Genomic DNA, 25,877 nt, shown 5'->3' with positions numbered 1-25,877 from the left:
ACACCCCGCACGGGTGTCAGCATGCCAGTCGCTGGAACGGTCGGCACAGCACTTTCGACGCAGATCCGGGTTGTCTCGGGGTGACCCCGAGGCGTGCCCCGGCAACCGCAGACAGGAGTATGGAGGGTATGCAGCTACGCACCGACCTCCGCAACGTCGCCATCATCGCCCACGTCGACCACGGCAAGACGACCCTGGTCGACGCCATGTTGCGGCAGGCCGGCGCCTACGGCGCCCGTGGTGAGACCACCGAGCGGGTCATGGACTCGATGGACCTCGAGCGCGAGAAGGGCATCACCATCCTCGCCAAGAACACCGGCGTGCGGTACCTGCCGGCGGACGGCTCGGAGGCCGTCACCATCAACATCATCGACACCCCCGGTCACGCCGACTTCGGCGGCGAGGTCGAGCGCGGCCTGACCATGGTCGACGGTGTCGTGCTGCTCGTCGACGCCAGCGAGGGTCCGCTCCCGCAGACCCGGTTCGTGCTCCGCAAGGCGCTGCGCGCCCGGCTGCCGATCATCCTGGTGATCAACAAGGTGGACCGTCCGGACGCCCGGATCAAGGAGGTCGTGGACGACACCTACGAGCTGTTCCTCGACCTGGACGCCGACGAGGAGCAGATCGACTTCCCGATCGTCTACGCCTGCGCCCGCGACGGCATCGCCTCGCTGACCCAGCCCGCCGACGGCGCGGTCCCGGACGACAGCAGCAGCCTGGAGCCGCTGTTCCGCACCCTGCTGGACACCATCCCCGCGCCCGCGTACGACGAGGGCGCGCCGCTGCAGGCGCACGTCACCAACCTCGACGCCTCGCCGTTCCTGGGCCGGCTCGCGCTGTGCCGGGTCCGCCAGGGCACGATCAGCAAGGGCCAGACCGTGGCCTGGTGCCGCACCGACGGCAGCACCCAGCGGGTACGCATCTCCGAGCTGCTGATGACCGAGGGCCTGGAGCGCAAGCCGGCCGAGTCCGCCGGGCCGGGCGACATCATCGCCGTCGCCGGCATCCCGGAGATCATGATCGGTGAGACGCTCGCCGACGCCGAGAACCCGGTGCCGCTGCCGCTGATCACCGTGGACGAGCCGGCCATCTCGATGACCATCGGCACCAACACCTCGCCGCTCGTCGGCCGGGTCAAGGGCGCCAAGGTCACCGCCCGGATGGTCAAGGACCGGCTCGACAAGGAGCTGATCGGCAACGTGTCGCTGCGGGTGCTGCCCACCGAGCGGCCGGACGCCTGGGAGGTGCAGGGCCGCGGCGAGCTGGCCCTGGCGATCCTGGTCGAGCAGATGCGCCGCGAGTCCTTCGAGCTGACCGTCGGCAAGCCGCAGGTCGTCACCAAGGAGATCGACGGCAAGACCTGCGAGCCGGTCGAGCGGCTGACCATCGACTCCCCGGAGGAGTACCTGGGTGCGATCACCCAGCTCCTGGCCACCCGCAAGGGCCGGATGGAGCAGCTGGTCAACCACGGCACCGGCTGGATCCGGATGGAGTGGCTGGTCCCGGCGCGCGGCCTGATCGGCTTCCGGACCGAGTTCCTCACCGAGACCCGCGGCACCGGCATCCTGCACCACGTCTTCGAGTCGTACGAGCCGTGGTTCGGCGAGCTGCGCACCCGCAACAACGGGTCGCTGGTCGCCGACCGGGCCGGGGCGGTCACCGCGTTCGCGATGACCAACCTCCAGGAGCGCGGCCAGCTCTTCGTCGAGCCGGGCACCGAGGTGTACGAGGGCATGATCGTCGGCGAGAACTCCCGCTCCGACGACATGGACGTCAACATCACCAAGGAGAAGAAGCTCACCAACATGCGCTCGTCGACGGCCGACGAGACCGAGAAGCTGATCCCGCCGCGCAAGCTGTCCCTGGAGCAGGCGCTGGAGTTCTGCCGCGAGGACGAGTGCGTCGAGGTCACCCCGGCCGCGGTGCGCATCCGCAAGGTGGTGCTGGACCAGACCCAGCGCGGCCGGATGGCCGCCCGCCGCAAGCACGCCGGCTGACCCACCAGCTCACCAGCCCCACCCGGAGCCCGGCCCGCCCTAGGCGGACCGGGCTCCCCCCCCGTCCCCACCGTCCCCATCGACGGGGTGGGCGCGAGGCGGCGGTGCGGCGGGGGGGTGGGGTCAGTGGGGTTTGGTGGCCTCCAGGGCCAGGACGTCGGGGATCGGGCCGGAGCCGGACTCGACCACCCGGGTCAGCCGCAGGCCGGCGGCCGCCACGGCGTCCAGCAGGCCGGCCAGGGGCAGGTGCCACGCGCCCACCCGCGCCCGGACGCCGGTCGCGTTCCACGAGCGGACCGTGCGGTCCCGCGAGGCGTACCCGCCGTCGATCACGATCCGCTCCGGCTCGGACCGGTCGGCGAACGCGCCCACGAAGCACGGGTGCACCCCGACGTGCAGCAGCCGGCCGCCGGGCGCCAGCACCCGCGCCGCCTCGGCGACCGCCGCCGGATAGTCCGGCATGTCGGTGTGCGCGAGCACGCAGACCACCGCCGGTACGGCGCCGGTGGCGAGCGGCAACGCGGTCGCGTCGGCGCGGGCCACCGGCAGCCGGGCGCGGGCGTGGCGTAGCTGCCCGCCGGACAGGTCCACTCCCACCGGTGTCCACCCGAGACGCCGCAGCTCGGCCGCGTGCGCCCCGGTGCCGCAGCACAGGTCCACGCACCGGCCCGGGCCGTCACCGAGCAGGTCGGCCAGCACCGACCGGACCCGGTCCATGTAGACCGACGAGGTCTCGCTGGCGTACTCCTCGTACCAGTCGGCGATGTCGTCGTACAGCGGGGTCGTCATCTCCGCACGCTAGCCCCGCCCCCGTGGTCGCCGCTGCCCCGCGTACGCCCCGAAGATCGGCTACGGTGCGCACATGATCTGGGAGGACCTCGACGCGCACCTGGACCGGGTGCCCGGCACCGTCTCCGCGTACGTGGGCCGCCCCGGCGCGCGGCCCACGTGGACGCGGCGGGCCGACGCCACCCACTACGCGGCGAGCACGATGAAGCTCGCCGTGCTGGTGGCGCTGTTCCGCGCCGCCGAGGCCGGCCGGCTCGACCTGGACGCGCCGGTGCCGGTGCGCAACTCGTTCGACTCCGCGCTGCCGGGCGTGCCCCGGTTCGCCAACGACCGCGACTACGACAACGACGAGGCGGTCTGGGACCGCGTCGGCGGCGCGGCGCCGCTGCGCTGGCTCGCCGAACGGATGATCATCCGGTCCAGCAACCTCGCCACGAACATCTGCATCGGCCAGGTGGGGCTGCCCGCGGTGGCGCAGGCGTGGGCGCTCGCCGGGGCGCGGCACAGCGTCACCGGTCGCGGCATCGAGGACTTCGCCGCCCGCGACTCCGGCATCGACAACCTGGTCACCGCCGCCGACCTGGCCGCCGTGCTCGGTGAGCTGGCGCTCGGCGCGACCCGGCCCGGCCGGCTCGCCTCGCCGGCCGGCTGCGCCGCCATGCTCGACGTGCTCGTCGCGCAGGAACACCGCGAGGACCTGGCCGCCGGGCTGCCCGACGGCACCCGGATCGCGCACAAGAACGGCTGGGTACGCGGCGTACGCCACGGCGCGGGAGTGGTGTTCCCGGACGACGCGCCGCCGTACACGATCGTCGTCTGCACCACCACCGACCTGGCCGACGGCGGCGCGGACGGCGACGAGGTCTCCGACGACGCGTGCCGGCTGATCGCGCACGTCTCCGAGCGGGTCTGGGCCGCCCGGCACGACCTGGCCGGCTGACCCGGCTACTCCAGCAGCCGCTCGCGCAGCGCGGCGCGGTCCGCGTCGGTCACCCCCAGACCGTCCCGCAGGTACGCGTCGAACGAGCCGTGCGCGCGGCGCACCTCGTCGTAGGCGGCGTCCAGGTATTCCGGGCGCACCTCCAGCAGCGGCCGGGCCACCGCCGGGTCCAGGTCCGGCCGGCGCTGGATCATCGCTGACAGCAGCACCTCGCGCAGGCTCTCGGTCAGCTCGTTGTGCACCAGGTAGTCGGCGCGGATCGCCTCATCCTCCACGCCCAGCGCGGTCAGCAGCACCACCGACAGCCAGCCGGTGCGGTCCTTGCCGGCCGAGCAGTGGAACAGCAGCGGCAGGTTCGCGCCTTCGGCGGCCAGCCGCACCGCCGCACCGAACCCGGCCCGCGCCGACTCCCCGGTGACGAACCAGCGGTAGATCGCCGTCATCGCCCCCGGCATGCCCTCGCGGGCCAGCGCCGCGTACGCGTCCAGGTCGTGGCCCTGCAACACCGCCGAGACGTACGTGAACACCGGGTGCGCCGCGTCGTAGACCGGCAGGTGCACGGTGCGGGGCTCCCCGACCAGCCGGTCCGGCGGGGCCACCGCCTGCTCGTGGACGTCACGCAGGTCCACCACGCACGCCGGTCCCAGCTTGCCCAGCACCGGCAGGTCCTCGTCGGTGAGCCGGCCCAGCGCGGGCGTGCGGATGAGCCGCCCCGCCCGTACCCGCCGCCCGTCGGTCGTCGGCAGTCCACCCAGGTCACGCGCGTTCGGCGCGCCCACCAGCTCCCATTCCCGCCCGGCCATCGGCCCTCCCCTGCTCGCCGCCAGTTGGCTATAGGGTGCCCCACATGACGATCGCCGCGGTACGCACCCACCGTCTGTCGGCCCCCTTACACACCCCGTTCGTCACCGCGCTGCGCCGCACCACCACCGTGGACACCCTGGTCGTGGAGGTGGTCGACGGCGACGGCCGGTCCGGCTTCGGGGAGGCGCCGCAGGTCTGGCAGGTCACCGGCGCGTCGGTGGCGGGCGCCGAGGCGTGCGTACGCGAACTGCTCGCGCCGCTGCTGATCGGCCGCGACGCCGACGACCTCCAGGCCGCCTGTGCCCTGGTGCACCGCGCCGTGGTGGGCAACGAGTCGGCGAAGGCGGCGCTCGACGTGGCGCTGCACGACCTGGCCGCGCGGCGGCTCGGCGTACCCCTGGTGCGTCTGCTCGGTGGCACGGCGCTGCGCGTGCCGACCGACGTCACGCTGGCCGCCGGTGACGCGGTCGACCTGGCCGCGACGGCGGCGCGGCGCGGCGCCGAGGGGTTCACGGTGCTCAAGCTCAAGGTCGGCACGGACGCCCGCGGCGACCTGGACCGGGTCCGCGCGGTGCGCGCCGCGGTCGGCCCGGACGTACGGATCCGGCTGGACGCCAACCAGGGCTGGACGCCCCGGGAGGCGGTGCGGGTGATCCGCGCGATCGAGGACGCGGGGCTCGACGTGGAGCTGGTCGAGCAGCCGGTGCACCGCCGCGACCTGGACGGGCTGGCCTGGGTCAGCGACCGGGTGGACCTGCCGATCCTGGCCGACGAGTCGGTCTTCGACGTGCGCGACCTGGTCGAGGTGATCCGGCGGCGGGCCGCCGACATGGTCAACGTGAAGCTGGCCAAGTGCGGCGGCCTGCAACCGGCCCGCACGCTGCTCGACCTGGCCGCCGCGCACGGCATGGGCACCATCGTCGGCTCGATGATGGAGGGCCCGGTGGGGGTCGGCGCCGCGGCCAGCCTGGTCGCCGCCTACGGCACCACTGCCGTGTCGGACCTCGACGCCGCCTGGTGGCTGGCCTGGTCGCCGGTCAGCGGCGGCATCCGGTACGAGGGCGCGAGCGTGCTGCTGCCGGACGCGCCGGGCCTGGGAGTCACCGGACTGCGTGAAGCTAAAATTCAGACACATGCTTGAGCAACGTCAGAATTTTTCATATGGTCGCCCCGACGACCACCGCAGAGAGGGGTACGCGTGGCGCCTCAGCCCGGCCGCCGGGCCGTCGTACGGGTACCGGTGGCGACCCTCTGGACCGCGCCCGAGGCGGTACGTCCGATCGACTGCCCCGCCCTCGCCGGCTCCCCCGACGTGGCCGCCTGGATCGCGGGCATGGACCGCGACCAGCTCGTCGGCGACTGCGTCCTGACCCAGCTGCTGCTCGGCGAGCCGGTGCGCGTCACCGAGACCCGGCCGGACGGCTGGGTGCGGGTGGTGGCGCTGGGCCAGCCCGCGGCGAAGCTCGGCGCCGACGGCTACCCGGGGTGGCTGCGGGCCGCCCACCTGGCCGATCCGGCCGACGCCGACCCGCCCTCCCCTGATCCGACCGACCTCGACCCGGCCGGCCCCGCTCTGTCCGGACCCGCTTCGCCCGCACCGGCACCGGTCGGTGCTGGTCCGGCCGGTTCTGGTCCGGCCGGTTCCGGCTCGGCCGCCGACGCCCCGCTGACTGTCGACGTCGCCCACACCGCGTTGCGCGCCGAGCCGGACGGCGACGCGGCGCTCACCGGCGTGGTCCTCGGCACCCGGCTCACCCCGGCCGGCCCGCCGGTGGACGGCAGACGCCCGGTCCGCGTACCCGGGCGGGCCGACCCGCTCTGGGCCACGGAGGACGACCTGGTGCCGCTGCCCGCCGAGCGTCCCGAGGCCGAGAAGGTGCTCGCGGTCGCCGAACGGCTGCGCGACCTGGTCTACGTCTGGGGCGGCATGTCCACCGACGGCATCGACTGCTCCGGGCTGGTGCACCTGGCCTGGCGGCGGTACGGGATCACGCTGCCGCGCGACGCCGACGACCAGGCGGCGGCGACCTCGCGGGTGCCGCTGGACGCCGAACGCCCCGGCGACCTCTACTTCTTCGCCCGGCCCGGCCGGCGCATCCACCACGTCGGGATCGTGTCGGCCGAGCCGCGCGGCGGCCGGCGCCGGATGCTGCACGCCTGCTATCTGACCCGCCGGGTGGTCGAGGAGGAACTGCCGGCCGACCGGACCGCCACCCTCGTCGGCGCCTACCGCGTCTGACCCCTGACACGCCGCGGGGCGCCCCCCGGGGATGGGAGCGCCCCTACGGTACGGGTGGGTCAGCGGCGGGCCTGGGCCAGTTCCCGGCGCCGGTCCCGGGACGACTTCGCCAGGCTGGCAGCGGTGGCCACGGCCAGGGTGCCGAGGATGACAGTGAGCGAGAGCCAGATCGGGATGTGCGGGGCCCACGCCACGTGCTCGCCGCCGTTGATGAACGGCAGGTTGTTCTCGGCCAGCGCCTCCAGCACCAGCTTCACGCCGATGAAGCCGAGCACCACCGCCAGGCCGTAGCTGAGGTAGATGAGCCGGTCCAGCAGGCCGCCGAGCAGGAAGTAGAGCTGCCGCAGTCCCATCAGCGCGAACACGTTGGCGGTGAAGACCAGGTACGGCTCCTGGGTGATGCCGAAGATCGCCGGGATCGAGTCCAGCGCGAAGATCAGGTCGGTGGTGCCGATCGCGATCATCACGATCAGCATCGGGGTGAACAGGCGCCGCCCGTGCTCGTGGGTGGTCATCCGCGCCCCGTCGTAGTCCCGGGACAGCGGGAGCGCCTTGCGGCTCCACCGGATCAGCAGGTTCTCGCTGAACTCGTCCTCGTCCGGCTCGCCCTGCCGGGCCAGGTTCACCGCGGTGTAGATGAGGAACGCGCCGAAGATGTAGAACACCCAGGAGAACTGGGAGATCAGCGCCGCGCCGGCCGCGATGAAACCACCACGCATGATCAGCGCCAGGATGATGCCGACGAGCAGCACCTTCTGCTGGTACTGCCGGGGCACCCCGAACCGGGCCATGATGATCACGAAGACGAAGAGGTTGTCCACCGAGAGGCTGTACTCGGTGAGCCAGCCCGTGTAGAACTCGCCTGCGACGCGGCCCCCCGCGGTCAGCCAGAGCACCACGCCGAAGAGCAGCGCCAGGCCGACGTAGAAGCCCACCCACAGGCTGGACTCGCGGACGCTCGGCTCGTGCGGCCGCCGGCCGATGATGAACAGGTCGGCGAGCAGGACCGCGATCATCGCGATCAGCGTTACCGCCCACACCAATGCGGACACGTTCAAATCCATCCTCCGGCAGACACGCTGCGTCGGGCACACCGTACGCCGGTGTTGGTGCCGGGGTGCGTCGACGCTGACAGGGGTGACTGTCGGAGGTCTCTTCCGCCGGAGCCCGGGTGCCGGGTTCCGACCGGCGGAGCCGGGTCGGGCCACCGGGGGTGCCGGCGCTCTTCCGTGCTGACGACTCCGTCGCGGGGGAATACTCCCCTCCTCGGCCGCCATTGTTCACCATCGCACCCAGGTGGCGCATCTCCGGGCCGCCCGTCGATCTCTCGACGTGCTGCGGCTCACGTCGCGCGGCGCGTCCTAGGAGGCTAGCCATCCCTCGTGGGCGGCGCGCCGGGACGTCACCCGGGACGTACCGGCGGCGGGCCGGCATGGCAGGCTGCCTGCATGGTTCTTGAGGTCGCGCTGATCGATGTCATGCCCGGACACGAGGACGAGTTCGCCGCCGCCTACGCGCAGGCGCGGCCGATCCTCGCCGGCGCCGAAGGCTGCCGCTCCGTGCGGATGACCCGGGGCGTGGAGTCGCCCACCCGGTTCGTGCTGCTCGTCGAGTGGGACTCGGTCGAGGCGCACGACGTGAACTTCCGCCAGACCGAGCGGTTCGCGCAGTGGCGCGGGCTGATCGGCCCGCACTTCGCCGGCCCGCCGCTGGTCGAGCACTTCATCGACGTTCCGGCCTGAACTGTCGTACCCCTGCCGTAGCCTGCGCGCTGCGCGGCCACCGGTCCCGACGGGCATCGGGGGCGCCGGGCCCGGTGGTCGCGCCTCGCCGGCGGCGGGCCGTGCGGCTCACTCCAGCTCGTGCGGATCGCGCGGCCGGGGCACCGGCGCCGCGCCGAGCCGCCGGGCCACCAGCTCGGCGGAGGCGTCCGCCGGCAGCGCCGCCGCCAGCAGCCGCTCGATGACCCGCTCGTAGTGGGCCACATCCGCCTCGGCGACCAGCCGTAGGTCGGTGGTGAGCGTCTCCACCAGCACCGTGCGCGGGTCCTCCGGATCCGGGTAGGCGTAGTACGAGAACGGCGCCAGCGGGTGCGGCCCGCCGCCGCTCGACGCCGCGGAACGCAGCACCCGGACGGTGACGCGTGGCCGTTCGGCGAGCGCGAGCAGATGCCGCATCTGGTCGCGCCACACGTCCGCGGGCAGGCCGTCCGGGTCGCAGACACGCTCGTCCAACAGTGCGGTGTAGTGCGGCGGGTCCGGCCGGATCAGCAGTTCCTGGCGTGCCACCCGGGCGCGCACGTCGGCCTCCACGTCCACCTCCCCGCCGAGTGCCGCACCGGCCGACACGCGCAGGCGGGCGTACGCCGGGGTCTGGAGCAGGCCGGGCACCAGCACGCACTGGTACTCCACGATGCGCTCCGCGCCCGCCTCCAGCTCGGCGTACGCCCGCTGGCGCTCCCCCATCTCGCCGAGCGCCTTCGACCAGCCCCGGCCGGTGGCGGCGTCGCGGGCGATGACGATCAGCTCGTCGCGCTGCGGTGACGGCACCTCGTAGACGTCGAGCAGGTCGAGCACGTCGGCCAGGTCGGGCCGGCTCTGCCCCAGCTCGATGCGGGACAGCTTCGACGTGGACGCCCAGCCCAGCCGGGCGCAGACCTGTTCGAGCGTGAGCGACTCGCGACGACGCAGCCGGCGCAGCTCCACGCCGAGCCTCGCCCTCCGGACCACAGGACTTGCTGACAACGGCATGCACGCCTCCCGGGAGGGAGCGTACGCATCACCGTCACGCTCGGCAATACCTCGCCCACACAGCGCTACCGTGCGGGCGGCGCGCTCAGGGGCGGTACGTGCCGAACGACCAGACCAGCCCGGCCAGGTCGCGGGCCGCGTAGTCGCGGGAGCCGTAGTCGGTGTGGAACGGCGCCCGGACGATCTCCGCCCCGGCCGACCGGGCGCGCTCGTGGTGCGCGTCGACGTCGTCGAGCGCCACGTAGACGCGGTAGTCGTCGTCGGCGGGCCGGGACCGCGGCGCCGGCCCCGGGCCGAGCATCACCAGGTCGTCGCCGTACGCCAGCTCGGCGTGGCCGATCGTGCCGTCGGGGAGTTCGTGGGCCTCGCGCACCGTGAAGCCGAACGCGGAACAGAGGAAGTCGGCGGCGGCTCGCACGTCGGGATACCGCAGGACCGGATAGATGCTTCGCATGACCGTCAGTCTGCCGCCGGGGCGGTCAGGCCGGATTGGACGAATGCGATCCGGGCGCGGTCAGCGCGGCCGGAGTGGCGCCGGCGAACTCGCGGAACTCCCGGATCAGGTGCGACTGGTCGTAGTAGCCCCACCGGGCGGCCCGCTCCGCCCACCCGGAGTCGTCCGGCACGGCGGCCTCCGCGGTGAGCAGCGTCCGGCCCAGGCTCGCGTACGCCCGCTCGAAGCGCAGCAGGCGGGCGACGGTCTTCGGCGGCAGGCCGAACTCCCGCCGGAACCGGACCGACAGGTGACGGCGGGACCAGCCCAGTTCCCCGGCGAGCGTGGTCACGCCGACCGCTCCCCCGCTGCCGTCCAGACGCCGCCAGGCCGCCAGCAGGTGCGGGTCCAGCGGCGCGGTCGCCGCCAGCCGTGCGGCCAGGGCGGCGTCGAGCCGGGCGAAGCGCTCCGGCCAGCCCGGCTCGCCGGCCAGCTCGTCGCGCAGCCGGGCCAGCCAGCCCGCCACCGCGTCGAGAGGCACCGCCCGGTTGGTCAGCTCGGCCAGGGGCAGCCCGAGCAGGCGGCGTGCCGCCGGGGCGGTGAGCAGCACCTGCACCCCGGTGCCGGTTCCGGCCGTCCGGGTGGCGCACCAGCCGTCGAACGGGCCGGCCAGGAAGGCGTTGGCGGCATACGCGCCCTCACCGGGGGCACGCGGGTCGGTCACGTCGAGGGGGTCGCCCCAGCCGAGGATCAGCACCACGAACGCGCCCGCCACCTCCCGGCGTACGAGCGGGACGGGCGCGTCCTCGCGGTAGCCGAGGTAGCGGTCCACCCACTGGCGCAGCCGCGGGTCGGGCCGCCCGATGACGGCCTCGGTCAGCATCGCGCCGCCTCGGCCGTCACGCCGGTCACCGGACCCCTGCGGCGTCCATCCCGCGCAGCTCCTTCTTGAGGTCGGCCACCTCGTCGCGGATCCGCGCGGCCAGCTCGAACTGCAGCTCGCGCGCGGCGGCGAGCATCTGGTCGTTGAGCTCCTGGATGAGGTTGGCCAGGTCGGCCCGGGCCATCCCCTCCCGCGACGGGGTGGCCGCCGCGCCCCGGCGGCTGCGGGTCTCCTTGACCGGCGCCTTGCCCCGCGACAACTGCCGCACCGCCCCGCCGACGTTGCTGTTCTCGGTGTCCTCCGCCTCGCGGTAGATGTCGTCGAGGATGTCGTGGATCTTCTTGCGCAGCGGCTCCGGCTTGATGCCGTTCGCCTCGTTGTGCGCGATCTGCTTGGCCCGGCGCCGGTTGGTCTCGTCGATCGCGTCCGCCATCGACGGCGTGATCTTGTCGGCGTACATGTGGACCTGGCCGGAGACGTTACGGGCCGCGCGACCGATGGTCTGGATCAGCGACCGGCCGCTGCGCAGGAAGCCCTCCTTGTCGGCGTCGAGGATCGCCACGAGCGAGACCTCGGGCAGGTCGAGACCCTCCCGGAGCAGGTTGATGCCGACCAGCACGTCGTAGTCGCCCTTGCGCAGCTCGCGCAGCAGCTCGACACGGCGCAGGGTGTCGACCTCGGAGTGCAGGTAGCGCACCCGGATGCCGTTCTCCAGCAGGTAGTCGGAGAGGTCCTCGGCCATCTTCTTGGTGAGCGTGGTGACGAGCACCCGCTCGTCCCGCTCGGTACGCAGCTTGATCTCGTGCATGAGGTCGTCGATCTGCCCCTTGGTCGGCTTGACCACCACCTCGGGGTCGATCAGGCCGGTGGGCCGGATCACCTGCTCGACGAACTCGCCCTGCGCCTGCTCCAGCTCCCACGGGCCGGGGGTGGCGGAGAGGAAGACCATCTGGCCCACCCGCTCCAGGAACTCGTCGAAGCGCAGCGGCCGGTTGTCGGCGGCGCTGGGGAGCCGGAAGCCGTGGTCGATGAGCATCCGCTTGCGGGAGGCGTCACCCTCGTACATGCCGCCGATCTGCGGGATGGTCACGTGCGACTCGTCGACCACCGTGAGGAAGTCGTCGGGGAAGTAGTCGAGCAGGCAGTGCGGCGGGCTGCCCGGCAGCCGGCCGTCGATGTGCATGGAGTAGTTCTCGATGCCGGAGCAGAAGCCCACCTGGCGCATCATCTCGATGTCGTAGGTGGTGCGCATGCGCAGCCGCTGGGCCTCCAGCAGCTTGCCCTGCCGTTCCAGCTCGGCCAGCCGCTCGCCCAGCTCGGCCTCGATGTCGCGGATCGCCCGTTCCATCCGCTCCGGACCGGCGGCGTAGTGCGTGGCCGGGAAGATCATCAGGCTGTCGACCTCACGGACCACGTCACCGGTCAGCGGGTTGAGGTAGTAGAGCTTCTCGATCTCGTCACCGAACAGCTCGATCCGGACCGCCAGCTCCTCGTACGCCGGGATGATCTCCAGCGTGTCGCCGCGGACCCGGAAGGTGCCGCGCTGGAAGGCCATGTCGTTGCGCGCGTATTGAATGTCGACCAGCCGGCGCAGCAGCTGGTCACGGTCCAGCTCCTGCCCGACCTTGACCCGCACGGCCCGGTCGAGGTACTCCTCCGGCGTGCCCAGGCCGTAGATCGCCGAGACGGTGGCGACCACGATGACGTCCCGCCGGGTGAGCAGCGACATCGTGGCCGAGTGCCGCAGCCGCTCCACCTCCTCGTTGATCGAGGAGTCCTTCTCGATGTAGGTGTCGGTCTGCGGGATGTAGGCCTCGGGCTGGTAGTAGTCGTAGTAGGAGACGAAGTATTCGACCGCGTTGTGCGGCATCAGCTCGCCGAACTCCTTCGCGAGCTGGGCGGCGAGGGTCTTGTTGGGGGCGAGCACCAGGGTCGGCCGCTGGAGCCGCTCGACCAGCCACGCCGTGGTGGCGCTCTTGCCCGTGCCGGTCGCGCCGAGCAGCACCGTGTTGCGGTCGCCGCGCCGCACGCGACGCTCAAGCTCGTCGATGGCAGCCGGCTGGTCACCGGCCGGCTGGAACTCACTGACGACCTGGAAGCGGCCGTCGAGCCGGGGAATGTCGAGCGCCATGACACCAACCGTACGCCCGGGGTCCGACACTTCCGGCCACGACCACGGACCGTCCCTGATCGGCTTCGATATTCCCATTGTGTGGCTCATCTCACCGGTCTACCCTCGTACCGTAGGCCGCTCGCGGCGGCCGACCGGGCCGGTGATCGCCCCACGCGGGGCCGGTCGCCCCCGGCGCCAGGGCCGCAGCACCCGGGACGACCGGCGTGCGCGCCGACGGTGGTCGCGCGCAGCGCTGACCGGCCGCCGCGAGCGCCCCTGCTCGTCACCGAAACCCCGCTCTCGCGTTCTCCACTCGTGGGGACCTCTCCCGAGCGCCGGCCGCGACGCGAGCCCGACACCGGCACGCCCCCGCCCGCCGACGAGCCGGGCCGCCAGCGCGGCGTGAGCCGCCCCCATCGGCTCTCCGCGCGGGGCGACGGCGACCAGGCCGTACCCCGGGAACCGGGTCGCGGCCACCGGCGCGGCCGCACCAGCACACCGACCCGGCCCGCCACCGTGGCCGGCCGGCGCCGACGGGCCGGCCTGTTCGACGGCCGCCGTCCCCCGCTCACCACCCGGCCGGACGGCGACCCGGAACTGGACGGCGCCGACGACCCGCCGGACGGTCCGGACCGGCGCCGGATCGCGCTCGCCGCGCTCGTAGCGGCCGCCGCGCTCTCCGCCGCGACGCTCGTCGCCGGGCTGCTGACCTGGGTGCCCGGCCGCGGCGACGACGCCGGGACGGCACGCCCGCTCACCGCCGCCGAGGCCGACCGGGTGGCCGCGCTGCGGGTCACCAACCTGCGCGACGTACGCGCCGGCGTCCGGGTCACGGTCGGCGCCGGCGGCGCCCGTACCGAACTGGTCGGCTGGGTCGACTGGGCCCGCCCCCTGGTCTATCTGGACGTCGGCGGCCCGGGCGCGGGCGACGACAGGGGCCTGGTCCAGGCCACCGCGTCCGCGCTGCTGGTGCGGCCCGACCCCGGCGCGCTGCCCACCCCGGCCCGGCCCCCGCTGGTGCCGCCGGCGGACCGGTGGCGGATGCGGTCCCCGGCCGGCGGGCACAGCCTCGGCGCGGTACGCGACCTGCTGATCGGGCTCGGCGCCGACCGGGTCGACAGGCCCGCCGCGGACGGCCGGTGGCTACGCGCCGACCGGGTCGGCGGCATCCCGGTGGACGTGCTCCAGGCATCCCTCGCACCGCCTGGTGACCCGCGGCCGACGCTGTGGGTGGACGCCGACGCCCGGCTGCACCGGCTCACCGGCCGGCTGGCCGACGGCACACCCGTCACCGTCGACCTGACCCGCGCCGACCGGCCCACACTGCATCCGGTGGACGCCCTCGGCGGCCGGCCCGGGCAGCCCCGGGCGCTCACCGATGACGAAGTCGCCCGGCTGGCCGCGCTGCCCGCCCGGCTCCGGGCACTGCGCGGCGCGGCGGTGACGGTGGCCGCTCCGCTCGCCCCGTCGGCGAACCTGCGGGCCACCGGCACGGTGGACTGGACGAGCCCGTCGGCGTACCTCGCGGTGACCGAGGAGGGCAGCGGCAGGCGTACCCTCCGGTGGGTCCGGCCGGGACGGGTGGCCGAGGTGCAGCGGTCCCCCGACGGGCCCGCCACTCCCCCGGCACCGGTGCCGGCCGCGCTGCTCGCGGCCCCCGCGCGCCCGCCCGGCGACGACCTGGACCGGCTGTTCGACGCGGCGCTGCGGGCGGCCCGGCGCGCGCCCGCCGGTGACACCGTCCGGGTCCGGGAGGACCGGCTGGGCGACCGGACGGTCGACGTGTTCGAGGTGCCGGGCGGCAGACGCCTGTGGCTGGACCGGGGCGGTGTGCCGCACCGGATGGAGCTGCGGACCGGGCCGGGCGTGTGGATCCGGCTGGACCTCACGCCGGGTCGTGCGGCGGGCAGCGGCGGATCGTCGGCCTCGACGTCGCGCTGAACCGGCGCGGCCTCCGCGGTCCGCCGAACCGGCGCCGCCGGGACGGCCCGGTCAGGGCCGCCAGCCGGTCTGCGCGGCCCACTCCTCGGCGCGCAGGTGCTCCTCGTCGAACCAGGGATCGGTCACCGTGCCCCAGGCGGCGTGCTCCGGCGCGGCGGCCGCCAGCTCCCGCTTCACCTGGAGGTAGTCGGCCCGCCGCGCCGGGTCGGCGCGCAGGTGGTCGCGCATCAGCAGCGCGTACCGCCAGCCGGGCGAACCGGCCTCCCGCAGGTGCAGGCGCACCGGGCGCGCCGGGTCCGCGCCGCCGTGCAGCCGCTTGGCCCAGCGCACCGGCTCCGGCTGTCGCGGGGCGTCCCACCACTCGCCCGGCAGCCGCGGGAAACCCGCCTCGGCCAGCCGCTGCGCGAGCGGCCCGTCCGCCTCGTTCAGCGAGGACACAGTCACCTGGATGTCGATCACGTCCGGCGCGGCGAGTCCCGGCACGGCGGTGGAGCCGACGTGGTCGACCCGGATCTCACCGCCGGCCGCGTGGCGGATCCGGGCGGCCAGCCGGGCGTACTGCTCGGGCCAGGTCGGGTCCGGTCCGGCGAGCGCCGCCGGGTCGGGCGGGACGGCGCGGCGTTCGCGGACGTTGCGCTCGTAGGGCGACAGGCGGTCCCGCCAGAGGGCGTCCACGGCGGCGTGCAGGTCGGTGAGCGTGCCGTCGTTGGTCAGGAGCACGTCGGCGATCGCACGGCGGGTGGCGTCGTCGGCCTGCGCGGCGATGCGCCGCTGCGCCTCCGCCGGGGCCATCCCCCGGTCGCGGGTCAGCCGGGCCATCCGGGTCGGCACGGCCGTCTGCACCACGACCACCAGGTGGTACGTGGGCGCGAGCCCCACCTCGGCCAGCAGAGGTACGTCGTTGACGACGATCGCGTCGGCGGGGGCGGCGGCGACCAGCTCGGCGCTGCGCGCGCGTACCCGGGGGTGGGTGATCCCTTCGAGCGTGCGGCGGGCCGCCTCGTCGCCGAAGACCAGCGCGCCGAGGGCGGCCCGGTCCAGCGCCCCGTCGGCGTCCAGGACCTTCTCGGAGAAGGCGGCGACGACCTCGGCCAGCCCGTCGGTGCCGGGCGCGACGATCTCGCGGGCGATGCGGTCCGAGTCGACGATCACCGCGCCGAGCGTGGCGAGCCGGCTCGCCACCGCGCTCTTGCCCGATCCGATTCCGCCGGTCAGCCCCACCTTCAGCACCCGGACAGTCAACCGGATCCGGCGTCCGCATGCCAAACCCGCCGGCGTACGACGCGGGCCCCGCCCCCGGCGCTCCGCTGGTGCGGAACGCGGGGACGGGGCCCGTCGTCAGAGGCAGTCGCCGGTCCGTCCGGTGGGACGGACAGGCGTCAGCGTCCGGTCACTTGCCGCCGGCGAGCTTCTCCCGCAGCGCGGCGAGAGCCTCGTCGGTCGCGAGCGTGCCGGCCGGCTCCTCGGCCTGACGGCTCGGGGCCGAGGTCGAGGTGGTGGTGCCGGTGGTGGCCGGAGCCGGGTTGGCGGCGGCCTCGGCGTCGGCGGCGCGGGAGGTCTGCACCTGCTTGGTGTGGGCCTCCCAGCGCTGACGCGCCTCGGCGTACTGCTGCTCCCAGGTCTCGCGCTGCTTGTCGTAGCCCTCGAGCCACTCGCCCGTCTCCGGGTCGAAGCCCTCCGGGTAGATGTAGTTGCCCTGGTCGTCGTACGTCGCGGCCATGCCGTAGAGGGTCGGGTCGAAGTGCTCCTCGCCCTCGACGAAGCCCTCGTTGGCCTGCTTGAGCGACAGCGAGATCCGGCGGCGCTCCAGGTCGATGTCGATGACCTTGACCATGACCTCGGAGCCGACCTGCACGACCTGCTCCGGGATCTCCACGTGGCGCTCGGCCAGCTCGGAGATGTGGACCAGGCCCTCGATGCCGTCGTCCACGCGGACGAACGCACCGAACGGCACCAGCTTGGTGACCTTACCCGGCACGATCTGCTGGATCGCGTGGGTGCGGGCGAACTGACGCCACGGGTCCTCCTGCGTCGCCTTCAGCGACAGCGAAACCCGCTCGCGGTCCAGGTCGACGTCCAGGACCTCGACCTCGACCTCCTGGCCCACCTCGACGACCTCGGACGGGTGGTCGATGTGCTTCCAGGACAGCTCGGAGACGTGCACGAGGCCGTCCACGCCGCCCAGGTCGACGAACGCGCCGAAGTTGACGATCGAGGAGACGACGCCCTTGCGGACCTGCCCCTTCTGGAGCTTGTTGAGGAACTCGGTGCGCACCTCGGACTGCGTCTGCTCCAGCCAGGCACGGCGGGACAGGACCACGTTGTTGCGGTTCTTGTCCAGCTCGATGATCTTGGCTTCGAGCTCGCGGCCGACGTACGGCTGCAGGTCACGCACACGCCGCATCTCGACGAGCGACGCGGGCAGGAAGCCACGCAGGCCGATGTCGAGGATGAGACCACCCTTGACGACCTCGATGACCGAACCGCGGACGACGCCGTCCTCGTCCTTGATCTTCTCGATCGTGCCCCAGGCCCGCTCGTACTGCGCCCGCTTCTTGGAGAGGATCAGCCGACCCTCCTTGTCCTCCTTCTGGAGGACGAGGGCCTCGATGTGGTCACCCACCGAAACGACCTCGGCCGGGTCCACGTCGTGCTTGATCGACAACTCCCGAGAGGGGATGACACCCTCGGTCTTGTAGCCGATGTCGAGCAGGACCTCGTCCCGATCGACCTTGACGACGGTGCCTTCGACAATGTCGCCGTCGTTGAAGTACTTGATGGTCTCGTCGATCGCGGCGAGGAAAGCTTCCTCAGAGCCGAGGTCGTCGTGGGTGACCTTGTTGGCGCTCGAGGTGGCCTCGATGCTGCTCGTCATGTGGGCGGTTGCTCCGGTCGGATGGGTTGTCACAGCGGGCATGGGTGTCGCGGTGACTCTGCCGCGCCAACGGATCCGTCGCCGGGCACACCGAACGATCGACGCGAGAAGATCATTAGTGGCTCCGGTGACCGCGCACCTGCTCCCTGCCGAGGCACACGATCCGCGAGCGCATCATCTAGCCTACCCGCTGCATTACCACAGCGTGCAAGCCCTCCCGGGTCCGTGCGAACTCATCCGCTGCGAAAGCGGAGATTTGCCGCGGTAAGGTGCCACAGCTGTCTCGTCCGTCACATCCGCCCCAGCCACCACCCCACCGCACCGGGTCCGGTCCGCCGGACCTAGCGTGAACCCGTGGACGACGACAGGGTGACCCGCCGACGAGTCGACGCCGGGGAGATCCGCCGCGCGAACCGCGGATGGTGGGACACCGACGCCGACGCGTACCAGGCCGAGCACGGCGCGTTCCTCGGCGACGCCGACTTCGTCTGGTGCCCGGAGGGGCTGCGCGAGGCCGACGCCCGGCTGCTCGGCGACGTGACCGGGCAGCGGATCCTCGAACTCGGCGCCGGGGCGGCCGCCGCCGCCCGCTGGCTCGCCGCCCAGGACGCCCGGCCGGTCGCACTGGACCTGTCCGCCGGCATGTTGCGGCACGCCGCCGAGGCCGCCGGGCGCACCGGGGTACGCGTGCCGCTGGTGCAGGCCGACGCGCTCGCCCTGCCGTTCGCCGACGCCGCGTTCGACACCGTCTGCACCGCGTTCGGCGCGATCCCGTTCGTGGACGACTCGGCGGCGGCGATGCGCGAGGTGGCCCGGGTGCTGCGGCCCGGCGGCCGGTGGGTCTTCTCGGTCACCCACCCGATGCGCTGGATCTTCCTGGACGACCCGGGCGAGGGCGGGCTGACCGCCGTGCACTCGTACTTCGACCGCTCCCCGTACGTCGAGCAGGACGAGCACGGGGTGGCCACGTACGTCGAGCAGCACCGCACCCTGGGCGACCGGATCCGGGAACTGGTCGGCGCCGGGTTCCGCCTGCTGGACCTGGTGGAGCCGGAGTGGCCGGCCGGGCACGAGGGGATCTGGGGCCAGTGGAGCCCGCTGCGCGGACGGCTGTTCCCCGGCACGGCGATCTTCGTCGCGGAGAAGCCGACGGACTGAGCGCGTCGCACGTCCGGTGCGACACGGGCTCCGGCGCCCGGCGGTACGCTCGCCGCATGAGCGCCGAGCCCATCCCGACATCACCTGGCCCCTGGTGTCCGGACCCGATGCGGCAGCAGCGTGCGGACTACACGCTGGAGGATCTGCTCACCCTGCCGGACGACGCCCCCCGCGTCGAACTCGTCGACGGAGTCTTCCAGGTGACACCCTCCCCCACCCTGGGCCACCAGACAATCTCCAGCCTGCTGTGGCTCTGGCTTCGATCGCACGCACCGGTTCACCTGCGGGCGTCCCAAGCCGTCGGGGTCGGGCTCAGCCCCAACACCAGCCGCCAACCGGACGTCCTGCTCCACCACGCCGGGCTGCCGAGCGACAGGTCCCTCCTGCGACCGGCGGACGTCGTCCTGGCCGTCGAGATCGTCTCCCCCGGCACCCGGCGGGTCGACCGGTTCGCCAAGCCGGGCGAGTACGCCGCCGCGGGGATCCCGTTCTACTGGCGGATCGAGCAGGATCCGGTGCACCTCTACGCGTACCGCCTCGGTGACCGGATCGGCCCGGGCGGCGAACGGCAGTACGAACTGGTGGACGACAGCAGCGAGGTGATCGAGCTGTCCGAGCCCTTCGCGATCAAGCTGCCGATCGCGGAGATCCGGCCCTGACGACGCCGTTACTCGGTATCCACTCCGGGTAACCGGGCGGCATGGCCGAGAAGGAGTTCCGCACCGGCGACCACGTCTCCTGGGCCAGCCACAGCGGCCGGGCGTACGGCGTCGTCAAGGAGAAGCTGACCGAGCGCACCCACGTACGCGGGCACGCGGTGAACGCCTCTCCGGAGCAGCCGCAGTACCGGATCACCAACGACGACTCGGGCCGCGACGTCGCCCACCGCCCGGAGGTGCTGCGCCATGAGTCGCGCTGACGATCCGCAGCAGACGTACCGGGAGTTCACCGACGCGGTGAACATGAAGCCGGGCGAGCTGACCCGCTGGCTGGAGACCGAGGAGTCCAAGCACGTCGGCTGGCACAAGAAGGGCACCAAGGGCGGCGAGTCGGTCGGGCACGACTCCGGCCGGCGCATCGTCGACCTGCTGCGCCGCAAGCGCGCCGACCTCACCGCCGCCGACTACAAGCACATGCGCAAGGTGATCGGGTACGTCCACCGCCACCTGGCCCAGCGCCCGTCCGGTGACGTGCGGGACACCAGGTGGCGCTGGTCGCTGATGAACTGGGGGCACGACCCGCTCAAGGGCTGAGCCACCCGGTCCGTTCGCCGCGCGTTGGTACCGTGCCGGCGATGACGACAGACGTCTCGACCGCCGGCCGTCATCCCCGCGCCGGACGGGTCGTCCTCCTGGTGGGCCTCGGCCTGATCGCCGTCGCGGCCCTCCTGCTGGTGCTGACCGGGAACACCGGCATCCGGTACAGCGCCGACCACGACGGCACCGTACCGATGTGGAGCCGGTGGATACCGGCGCTGGCCGGGATCGCGCTGATCCGGCTGATCCCGCCCGCACCCGACCCGAGGTGGCCGGACCCGGTCGCGCCCTACCGCGAGGCGGCGCCGCTGCTGCTGGCCGGGATCGCGTTCGCCGCCGTCATGCCGCTGCTGGGCGGCGAACCCGCGTACACCGTGGTGAAGCTGGCGCTGCTGCTCGGCGTACCCACAATGGTGTTCCTGGCCGCGCGCCGGCGGCCGCCGCGGTGGCAGCCGGGGCCGGCCCCGGCGGACGCCGCCCACCGGTGGGGTCCGGCGCTGCCGGTGGCGGTGTGGCTGGTGCTCAGCTACGCGACGCCGCTGGCCGTGCCCGCGAGCGACTGGGGGCGGACCGTCACGCGGGTCGAGCTGGCCGCCACGCTGCTGGTGGCCTTCGCGGTGAACGCGCTGCTGGAGGAGGTCTTCTACCGGCGGTGGCTGCAGACCCGGTGGGAGTCGCTGCTGGGGCGCTGGCCGGCGATCGTGCTCGCGTCGCTGGTGTGGGCGGCCTGGCACGTGGCCATCCAGGGCAGCGGCCGACCGGCCGTCGACCTGGCGTCGGTGATCGTGAACCAGGGGGTCGCCGGGCTGTTCCTCGGCTACCTGTGGTCCCGGTACCGCCGCATGTGGCCGCTGCTCGTGGTGCACGGCGCGGTCAACGCGATGCCCGTCCTGCTCGGCCTCTGACTTGACCCTGCCGCCGGCGGCACTGTCGGACGATGCCGGCATGGAACGCCGCACGCCACGCGTCGCCGTGGTCACCGGTGCGGGCACCGGCATCGGCCGGGCCACCGCACATGCCTTCGCCACCGCCGGGTACGCCGTCGTCGCGGTCGGACGGCGCGCCGCGCCGCTGTCGGACACCGCCGCCGGCTGGCCGGACATCACCCCGCTGACCGCCGACGTCACCGCGCCCGACGGTCCCGGCCGGATCGTCGGCGCCGCGCTCGACCGGTACGGCCGCCTGGACGTCCTGGTCAACAACGCCGGAGTGGCCGGCGGCGGGCCGCTGGCGGACCTGGACGAGGACGCCGCCCGGCGGCAACTGGAGACGAACCTCCTCGCACCCGTTCGGCTGGCGCACGCCGCCGTCGAGGCGCTCGCCGCGACACGCGGCGTGCTGGTCAACGTCACCACGTCCGTCGGCCTGCGCGCCTGGCCGGGCAGTTCGGTGTACGCGGCCGGCAAGGCCGCGCTGGACTCGCTGACCCGCAGCTGGGCGGTGGAACTCGCGCCGCGCGGCGTCCGGGTGGTGGCCGTGGCGCCCGGCGCGATCGACACCCCGATCGGCGTGCACAGTGGCCTGTCCCCCGAACGGCGGGCGGCGGTGCGGGACTGGCAACTCGCGCACACCCCGGCGGGCCGGATCGGCCGCCCGGAGGACGTAGCCTGGGCGATCCGGCGGCTCTGCGAGCCGGAGGCGGGCTTCGTCACCGGCGTGGTGCTGCCGGTGGACGGGGGCGCGGTGGTCGCGTGAGAGGACGGTGACGGCGGTGCGGATCGGCGCGGTGGCGAAGGCGACGGGCTGCACGCCGCGTGCCCTGCGGCACTACGAGGAACACGGTCTCATCGCCTCGGCCCGGGCGGCGAACGGCTACCGCGAGTACGACGACGCGGTGGTCACCCGGGTCCGCAACATCCGTCACCTGCTCGACGCCGGGCTGACGCTCGACGACGTGCGGGTCTTCCTGCCCTGCCTGGACGGGGACGTGGCGTCCGCGCCGCCGTCTCCGGCCGGGCTGCGGGTCGGCCGGGAGCGGCTGGCCGTGCTGGACGCCCGGATCGCCGCCCAGGTGGCCGTCCGCGACCGCCTGGCCGCCGCCCTCCAGGCTGCCGCCCCTGCGCCCCCGCCCCTCCTCTCGCCGCCGCCTCCTCGTGTGCGGGACGGGTGAGCGGGCGGGTGGTGGCCGGCGCGGGTGGGGCGGCGGTGGGGTCAGTGGTCGGCGCTGTTCCAGTCGTGGCCCTCGCCCACCGACACCTCCAGCGGCACCGACAGCGGGTACGCCTCACCCATCTGCTTGCGCACCAACGCCTCCAGCGTCTCGCGCTCGCCCGGGGCGACCTCGAAGACCAGCTCGTCGTGCACCTGCAGCAGCATCCGGGACCGCAGCCCGGCGTCGCGCAGCGCGCTGTCGACGTGCAGCATCGCGACCTTGATGATGTCGGCCGCCGAACCCTGGATCGGGGCGTTCAGTGCCATCCGCTCGGCCATCTCCCGGCGCTGCCGGTTGTCGCTGACCAGGTCGGGCAGGTAGCGGCGGCGGCCCAGGATGGTGGAGGTGTAGCCGTCCTGGCGGGCGCGGGCCACCACCTCCTGGAGGTAGTCACGCACCCCGCCGAAGCCGGCGAAGTAGTTCTCCATCAGCCCGCGCGCCTCCTCGGCGCTGATGCCGAGCTGCTGGGACAGGCCGAACGCGCTGAGCCCGTACGCCAGGCCGTAGTTCATCGCCTTGATCTTGCGACGCTGGTCGGCGGTCACGTCGCCGACCTCGACCGTGAAGACCGACGACGCGGTGGCGGCGTGGAAGTCGTGCCCGGAGTTGAACGCCTCGATCAGCGCGTCGTCCGACGACAGGTGCGCCATGATCCGCATCTCGATCTGGCTGTAGTCGGCGGTGAGCAGGCACTCGTAGCCCTCGCCGACCACGAACGCGCGCCGGATCCGCCGCCCCTCCTCGGTGCGGATCGGGATGTTCTGCAGGTTCGGCTCGGTCGAGGACAGCCGCCCGGTAGCCGCCACCGTCTGGTTGAACGTGGTGTGGATCCGGCCGTCGTCGGAGACCGACTTGAGCAGCCCGTCGACTGTCGACTTGAGCTTCGCGACGTCGCGGTGACGCAGCAGGTGGTGCAGCAGCGGGTGCTCGGTCTGCGCGAACAGCCACTGGAGCGCGTCGGCGTCGGTGGTGTAGCCGGTCTTGATCCGCTTGGTCTTGGGCAGGCCCAGCTCGGTGAAGAGGATCTCCTGCAACTGCTTCGGCGACCCGAGGTTGAACTCGCGGCCGACCACCTCGTACGCGCCCTGGGCGGCGGCCTTCACCTCGGCGGCGAAGTGCGCCTCCAGCTCGGAGAGGTAGTCGGTGTCGGCGGCGATGCCGGTGCGCTCCATGGTGGCGAGCACCCGCATCAGCGGCAGCTCCACGCCGGCCATCAGCCGGGCCGACTGCTCGCCGTCGCGGGACAGCTCGGCGTCGATCGCGTCGGCCAGGTCGAGCGTGGCGCGGGCCTGGAGCATGAGGTTCTGCTCGGCCACGCCCTCGTCGCCGAGCCCGTCGAGAGTGAGCTGACCGGTCTCCGGCGCGTCGACGCGCAGCTCCCGGTGCAGGTAGCGCAGCGCCAGGTCGGTCAGGTCGTAGGAGCGCTGGTCGGGGCGGGCCAGGTAGGCGGCGATCTGCGTGTCGCGGGCGATGCCCTGAAGCTCCCAGCCGTGCGCGGCGAACGCCAGCACCGCCGGCTTGCTGTCGTGCAGCACCTTCGGGCGCTCCGCGTCGGCCAGCCAACCGGCCAGCGCGGCCTCGTCGTCGGCGTCCAGCCGGCTCGGGTCGAACCAGGCGCCCGCGCCGGCGGCGGTGGCCAGCGCCATCGCGGTCACGGTGGCGGTGTGCCGGCGGTTGGGGCCGGTGTCGAGCGTCACCGCCAGGCCGACCGGTGCGCCCGCCGGGGCGTGCGTGCCGAGCCAGCCCGCGAGCGCGCCCGGCTCGGTGAGCACCTCGCCTGCGAGATCGAAGCCCGCCTCGGCCTCCGGCTCGACCGCTTCCAGGTATTGGTAGAGCCGGTCACGCAGGATGCGGAACTGGAGCGTGTCGAAGACCTGGTGCACCGCTTCGCGGTCCCAGCCCTGCCAGCGGGCGTCCTCGGGACGGACCGGCAGCTCCAGGTCGGAGACCAGGCAGTTGATCTCGTAGTTGCGGATCACGTCGGCCAGCCGCTCGCGCAGGCTGTCGCCGGCCTTGCCCTTGATCTCGTCGGCGCGGGCCACCACGCCCTCGACGCCGCCGTACAGGTTGATCCACTTGGCGGCGGTCTTCGGGCCGACGCCGGGCACGCCCGGCAGGTTGTCGCTGGTCTCGCCGACCAGCGCGGCCAGGTCGCGGTAGCGGTCCGGGGTGACGCCGTACTTCGCCTCGACCGCGGCCGGGTCCATCCGGGCCAGGTCGGAGACGCCCTTGCGCGGGTAGAGCACCGTCACCCGCTCGCCGACGAGCTGGAACGCGTCCCGGTCGCCGGTGGTGATCAGCACGTCCATGCCCTGGTCGCGGGCCTGGCAGGCGAGCGTGGCGATGACGTCGTCGGCCTCGTAGCCCTCCTTCTCGACCACCGGCACGCGCAGTGCGGCGAGGACCTCCTTGACCAGGCTGACCTGGCCCTTGAAGTCGGTCGGGGTCTCACTGCGGCCGGCCTTGTACTCCGCGTACCTGTCGGTGCGGAAGGAGCGGCGGGAGACGTCGAACGCCACGACGATGTGCGTCGGCTGCTCGTCGCGCAGCACGTTGATCAGCATCGAGGTGAAGCCGTAGACGGCGTTGGTCGGCTGCCCCGTGGTGGTGGAGAAGTTCTCCACAGGCAGGGCGAAGAACGCCCGGTATGCCAGGGAGTGTCCGTCGACGAGGAGCAGGCGCGGCGTCGTAGCTGTCACGGCTGCGACTCTAGTCCGTACGCCCGACAACTCCGGCCTCCGGTGCGGCGCGCGCCGCACCGGAGGCCGAGGTCAGAGAACCTTGGCCAGGAACGCCTTGGTCCGCTCGTGCTTCGGCGCCGAGATCACCTTGCGCGGGTCGCCCTGCTCGACCACCACGCCGCCGTCCATGAACACGAGGTGGTCGCCCACCTCGCGGGCGAAGCCGATCTCGTGGGTCACCACGATCATCGTCATGCCGTCGCGGGCCAGGTCCTTCATCGTGTCCAGCACCTCGCCCACCAGTTCCGGGTCGAGCGCGCTGGTCGGCTCGTCGAACAGCATCAGCTTCGGCCGCATCGCCAGCGCCCGGGCGATCGCCACCCGCTGCTGCTGGCCGCCGGAGAGCTGACCGGGGTACGCGCCGAGCTTGTCGCCCAGCCCCACCCGGTCCAGCAGTTGCGCGGCGTGCTCGCGGGCCTCCGTCTTCTTGGCCTGGCGCAGCAGCACCGGGGCCTCCATGACGTTCTGCAGCACGGTCATGTGCGGGAACAGGTTGAACCGCTGGAACACCATGCCGATGGCACGGCGCTGCGCGGCGACCTCCCGGTCCCGCATCTCGAACAGCTTGCCGCCGCGCTCCCGATAGCCGATCAGGTCGCCGTCCACCCGGATCCGGCCGGCGTCGATCTTCTCCAGGTGGTTGATGCAGCGCAGGAACGTCGACTTGCCGGAGCCCGACGGCCCGAGCAGGCAGCACACCTCGCCGGAGCGGACCTCCAGGTCGATGCCCTTGAGCACCTCCAGCGGCCCGAACGACTTGTGCACCTGCTCGGCCCGCACCATCAGCCCGGACTCCGCGGTCGGCG

At 73.3% G+C, this 25,877-nt stretch carries 24 protein-coding genes; 13 read left to right on the top strand and 11 right to left on the bottom strand.

What is annotated here, in order from left to right; translation table 11 throughout:
* Positions 1–128: 128 nt before the first annotated feature.
* Positions 129–1,997, top strand: coding sequence for a translational GTPase TypA (typA, locus tag ML5_RS19640; protein ID WP_013287489.1), 1,869 nt, complete (start codon positions 129–131; stop codon positions 1,995–1,997).
* Positions 1,998–2,120: 123 nt separating this feature from the next.
* Here the strand turns inward: typA and ML5_RS19635 are convergent, their stop codons facing one another.
* Positions 2,121–2,786 (bottom strand): class I SAM-dependent methyltransferase, encoded by a 666-nt coding sequence (locus ML5_RS19635; RefSeq protein ID WP_013287490.1) that lies wholly within the window; start codon positions 2,784–2,786, stop codon positions 2,121–2,123.
* Between the two features lie 73 nt (positions 2,787–2,859).
* On the opposite strand from ML5_RS19635, the gene ML5_RS19630 reads away from it, so the two are divergent.
* Positions 2,860–3,726 (top strand): serine hydrolase, encoded by an 867-nt coding sequence (locus ML5_RS19630; protein ID WP_013475862.1) that lies wholly within the window; start codon positions 2,860–2,862, stop codon positions 3,724–3,726.
* Between the two features lie 5 nt (positions 3,727–3,731).
* Here ML5_RS19630 and ML5_RS19625 read toward each other — a convergent pair whose 3' ends face one another.
* Positions 3,732–4,529, bottom strand: a complete 798-nt coding sequence (locus ML5_RS19625) for a tyrosine-protein phosphatase (RefSeq protein WP_013475861.1) — start codon at positions 4,527–4,529, stop codon at positions 3,732–3,734.
* A gap of 44 nt (positions 4,530–4,573) precedes the next feature.
* On the opposite strand from ML5_RS19625, the gene ML5_RS19620 reads away from it, so the two are divergent.
* Positions 4,574–5,671, top strand: coding sequence for a mandelate racemase/muconate lactonizing enzyme family protein (locus ML5_RS19620; protein WP_013287493.1), 1,098 nt, complete (start codon positions 4,574–4,576; stop codon positions 5,669–5,671).
* Between the two features lie 57 nt (positions 5,672–5,728).
* Positions 5,729–6,769 (top strand): C40 family peptidase, encoded by a 1,041-nt coding sequence (locus ML5_RS19615; RefSeq protein ID WP_013475860.1) that lies wholly within the window; start codon positions 5,729–5,731, stop codon positions 6,767–6,769.
* Between the two features lie 59 nt (positions 6,770–6,828).
* Here ML5_RS19615 and ML5_RS19610 read toward each other — a convergent pair whose 3' ends face one another.
* A complete protein-coding gene (locus ML5_RS19610; protein WP_013287495.1) occupies positions 6,829–7,827 on the bottom strand; it encodes a TerC family protein in 999 nt (332 codons plus the stop codon).
* A 390-nt stretch (positions 7,828–8,217) separates the two neighbouring features.
* Between ML5_RS19610 and ML5_RS19605 the strand changes: the two genes are divergently transcribed.
* Positions 8,218–8,511: an antibiotic biosynthesis monooxygenase gene (locus ML5_RS19605; protein ID WP_013475859.1), complete on the top strand. Its 294-nt coding sequence runs from the start codon at positions 8,218–8,220 to the stop codon at positions 8,509–8,511.
* Between the two features lie 108 nt (positions 8,512–8,619).
* Here ML5_RS19605 and ML5_RS19600 read toward each other — a convergent pair whose 3' ends face one another.
* The 4 genes from ML5_RS19600 to uvrB all read right to left on the bottom strand — a co-directional run bounded on the left by ML5_RS19600 (position 8,620) and on the right by uvrB (position 12,966).
* Positions 8,620–9,519: a DUF5753 domain-containing protein gene (locus tag ML5_RS19600; RefSeq protein ID WP_013475858.1), complete on the bottom strand. Its 900-nt coding sequence runs from the start codon at positions 9,517–9,519 to the stop codon at positions 8,620–8,622.
* An 85-nt stretch (positions 9,520–9,604) separates the two neighbouring features.
* Positions 9,605–9,973, bottom strand: coding sequence for a VOC family protein (locus ML5_RS19595; protein WP_013475857.1), 369 nt, complete (start codon positions 9,971–9,973; stop codon positions 9,605–9,607).
* Positions 9,974–9,998: 25 nt separating this feature from the next.
* Positions 9,999–10,835 carry a helix-turn-helix domain-containing protein gene (locus tag ML5_RS19590; RefSeq protein WP_013475856.1) on the bottom strand — a complete coding sequence of 279 codons (837 nt, stop codon included), beginning with the start codon at positions 10,833–10,835 and terminating at the stop codon, positions 9,999–10,001.
* A 25-nt stretch (positions 10,836–10,860) separates the two neighbouring features.
* The gene (gene uvrB, locus ML5_RS19585; RefSeq protein ID WP_013287500.1) at positions 10,861–12,966 is read right to left on the bottom strand and encodes an excinuclease ABC subunit UvrB; all 2,106 of its coding nucleotides are present in this window, start codon (positions 12,964–12,966) and stop codon (positions 10,861–10,863) included.
* Positions 12,967–13,263: 297 nt separating this feature from the next.
* On the opposite strand from uvrB, the gene ML5_RS19580 reads away from it, so the two are divergent.
* On the top strand, positions 13,264–14,889 hold the full coding sequence (locus ML5_RS19580; protein WP_236619236.1) for a hypothetical protein: 1,626 nt from the start codon (positions 13,264–13,266) through the stop codon (positions 14,887–14,889).
* A gap of 51 nt (positions 14,890–14,940) precedes the next feature.
* Here ML5_RS19580 and coaE read toward each other — a convergent pair whose 3' ends face one another.
* A complete protein-coding gene (gene coaE, locus ML5_RS19575; protein WP_013475854.1) occupies positions 14,941–16,119 on the bottom strand; it encodes a dephospho-CoA kinase in 1,179 nt (392 codons plus the stop codon).
* Positions 16,120–16,279: 160 nt separating this feature from the next.
* Positions 16,280–17,806, bottom strand: coding sequence for a 30S ribosomal protein S1 (rpsA, locus tag ML5_RS19570; RefSeq protein ID WP_047893869.1), 1,527 nt, complete (start codon positions 17,804–17,806; stop codon positions 16,280–16,282).
* 312 nt (positions 17,807–18,118) lie between these two features.
* Between rpsA and ML5_RS19565 the strand changes: the two genes are divergently transcribed.
* The 7 genes from ML5_RS19565 (at position 18,119) to ML5_RS19535 (ending at position 22,288) form a co-directional block, all read left to right on the top strand.
* Positions 18,119–18,922 carry a class I SAM-dependent methyltransferase gene (locus tag ML5_RS19565; RefSeq protein WP_013475853.1) on the top strand — a complete coding sequence of 268 codons (804 nt, stop codon included), beginning with the start codon at positions 18,119–18,121 and terminating at the stop codon, positions 18,920–18,922.
* Between the two features lie 107 nt (positions 18,923–19,029).
* Positions 19,030–19,581 (top strand): Uma2 family endonuclease, encoded by a 552-nt coding sequence (locus tag ML5_RS19560; RefSeq protein WP_013475852.1) that lies wholly within the window; start codon positions 19,030–19,032, stop codon positions 19,579–19,581.
* Between the two features lie 41 nt (positions 19,582–19,622).
* Positions 19,623–19,841: a DUF2945 domain-containing protein gene (locus ML5_RS19555; RefSeq protein ID WP_013475851.1), complete on the top strand. Its 219-nt coding sequence runs from the start codon at positions 19,623–19,625 to the stop codon at positions 19,839–19,841.
* Positions 19,828–20,175: a DUF3140 domain-containing protein gene (locus ML5_RS19550; RefSeq protein ID WP_013475850.1), complete on the top strand. Its 348-nt coding sequence runs from the start codon at positions 19,828–19,830 to the stop codon at positions 20,173–20,175. The genes ML5_RS19555 and ML5_RS19550 overlap by 14 nt, the downstream gene beginning before the upstream one ends.
* A 41-nt stretch (positions 20,176–20,216) precedes the next feature.
* Entirely contained in the window at positions 20,217–21,083 is an 867-nt protein-coding gene (locus tag ML5_RS19545; protein ID WP_013475849.1) for a CPBP family intramembrane glutamic endopeptidase, read from the top strand.
* A 40-nt stretch (positions 21,084–21,123) separates the two neighbouring features.
* Positions 21,124–21,873: an SDR family NAD(P)-dependent oxidoreductase gene (locus ML5_RS19540; RefSeq protein WP_013287509.1), complete on the top strand. Its 750-nt coding sequence runs from the start codon at positions 21,124–21,126 to the stop codon at positions 21,871–21,873.
* A 7-nt stretch (positions 21,874–21,880) separates the two neighbouring features.
* Positions 21,881–22,288: a MerR family transcriptional regulator gene (locus ML5_RS19535; RefSeq protein WP_013287510.1), complete on the top strand. Its 408-nt coding sequence runs from the start codon at positions 21,881–21,883 to the stop codon at positions 22,286–22,288.
* A gap of 41 nt (positions 22,289–22,329) precedes the next feature.
* Here ML5_RS19535 and polA read toward each other — a convergent pair whose 3' ends face one another.
* Together polA and ML5_RS19525 are read right to left on the bottom strand one after the other, a co-directional pair.
* A complete protein-coding gene (polA, locus tag ML5_RS19530) occupies positions 22,330–25,029 on the bottom strand; it encodes a DNA polymerase I (protein WP_041784226.1) in 2,700 nt (899 codons plus the stop codon).
* Between the two features lie 72 nt (positions 25,030–25,101).
* Positions 25,102–25,854, bottom strand: a complete 753-nt coding sequence (locus tag ML5_RS19525; RefSeq protein WP_168168232.1) for an amino acid ABC transporter ATP-binding protein — start codon at positions 25,852–25,854, stop codon at positions 25,102–25,104.
* Positions 25,855–25,877 lie beyond the last annotated feature (23 nt).

The sequence above is a fragment of the Micromonospora sp. L5 genome, from assembly GCF_000177655.2.
Classification (GTDB): domain Bacteria; phylum Actinomycetota; class Actinomycetes; order Mycobacteriales; family Micromonosporaceae; genus Micromonospora; species Micromonospora aurantiaca.
The sequence above is the reverse complement of the archived record's forward strand: the minus strand, read 5'-3'. Positions and strand labels throughout refer to the sequence as shown.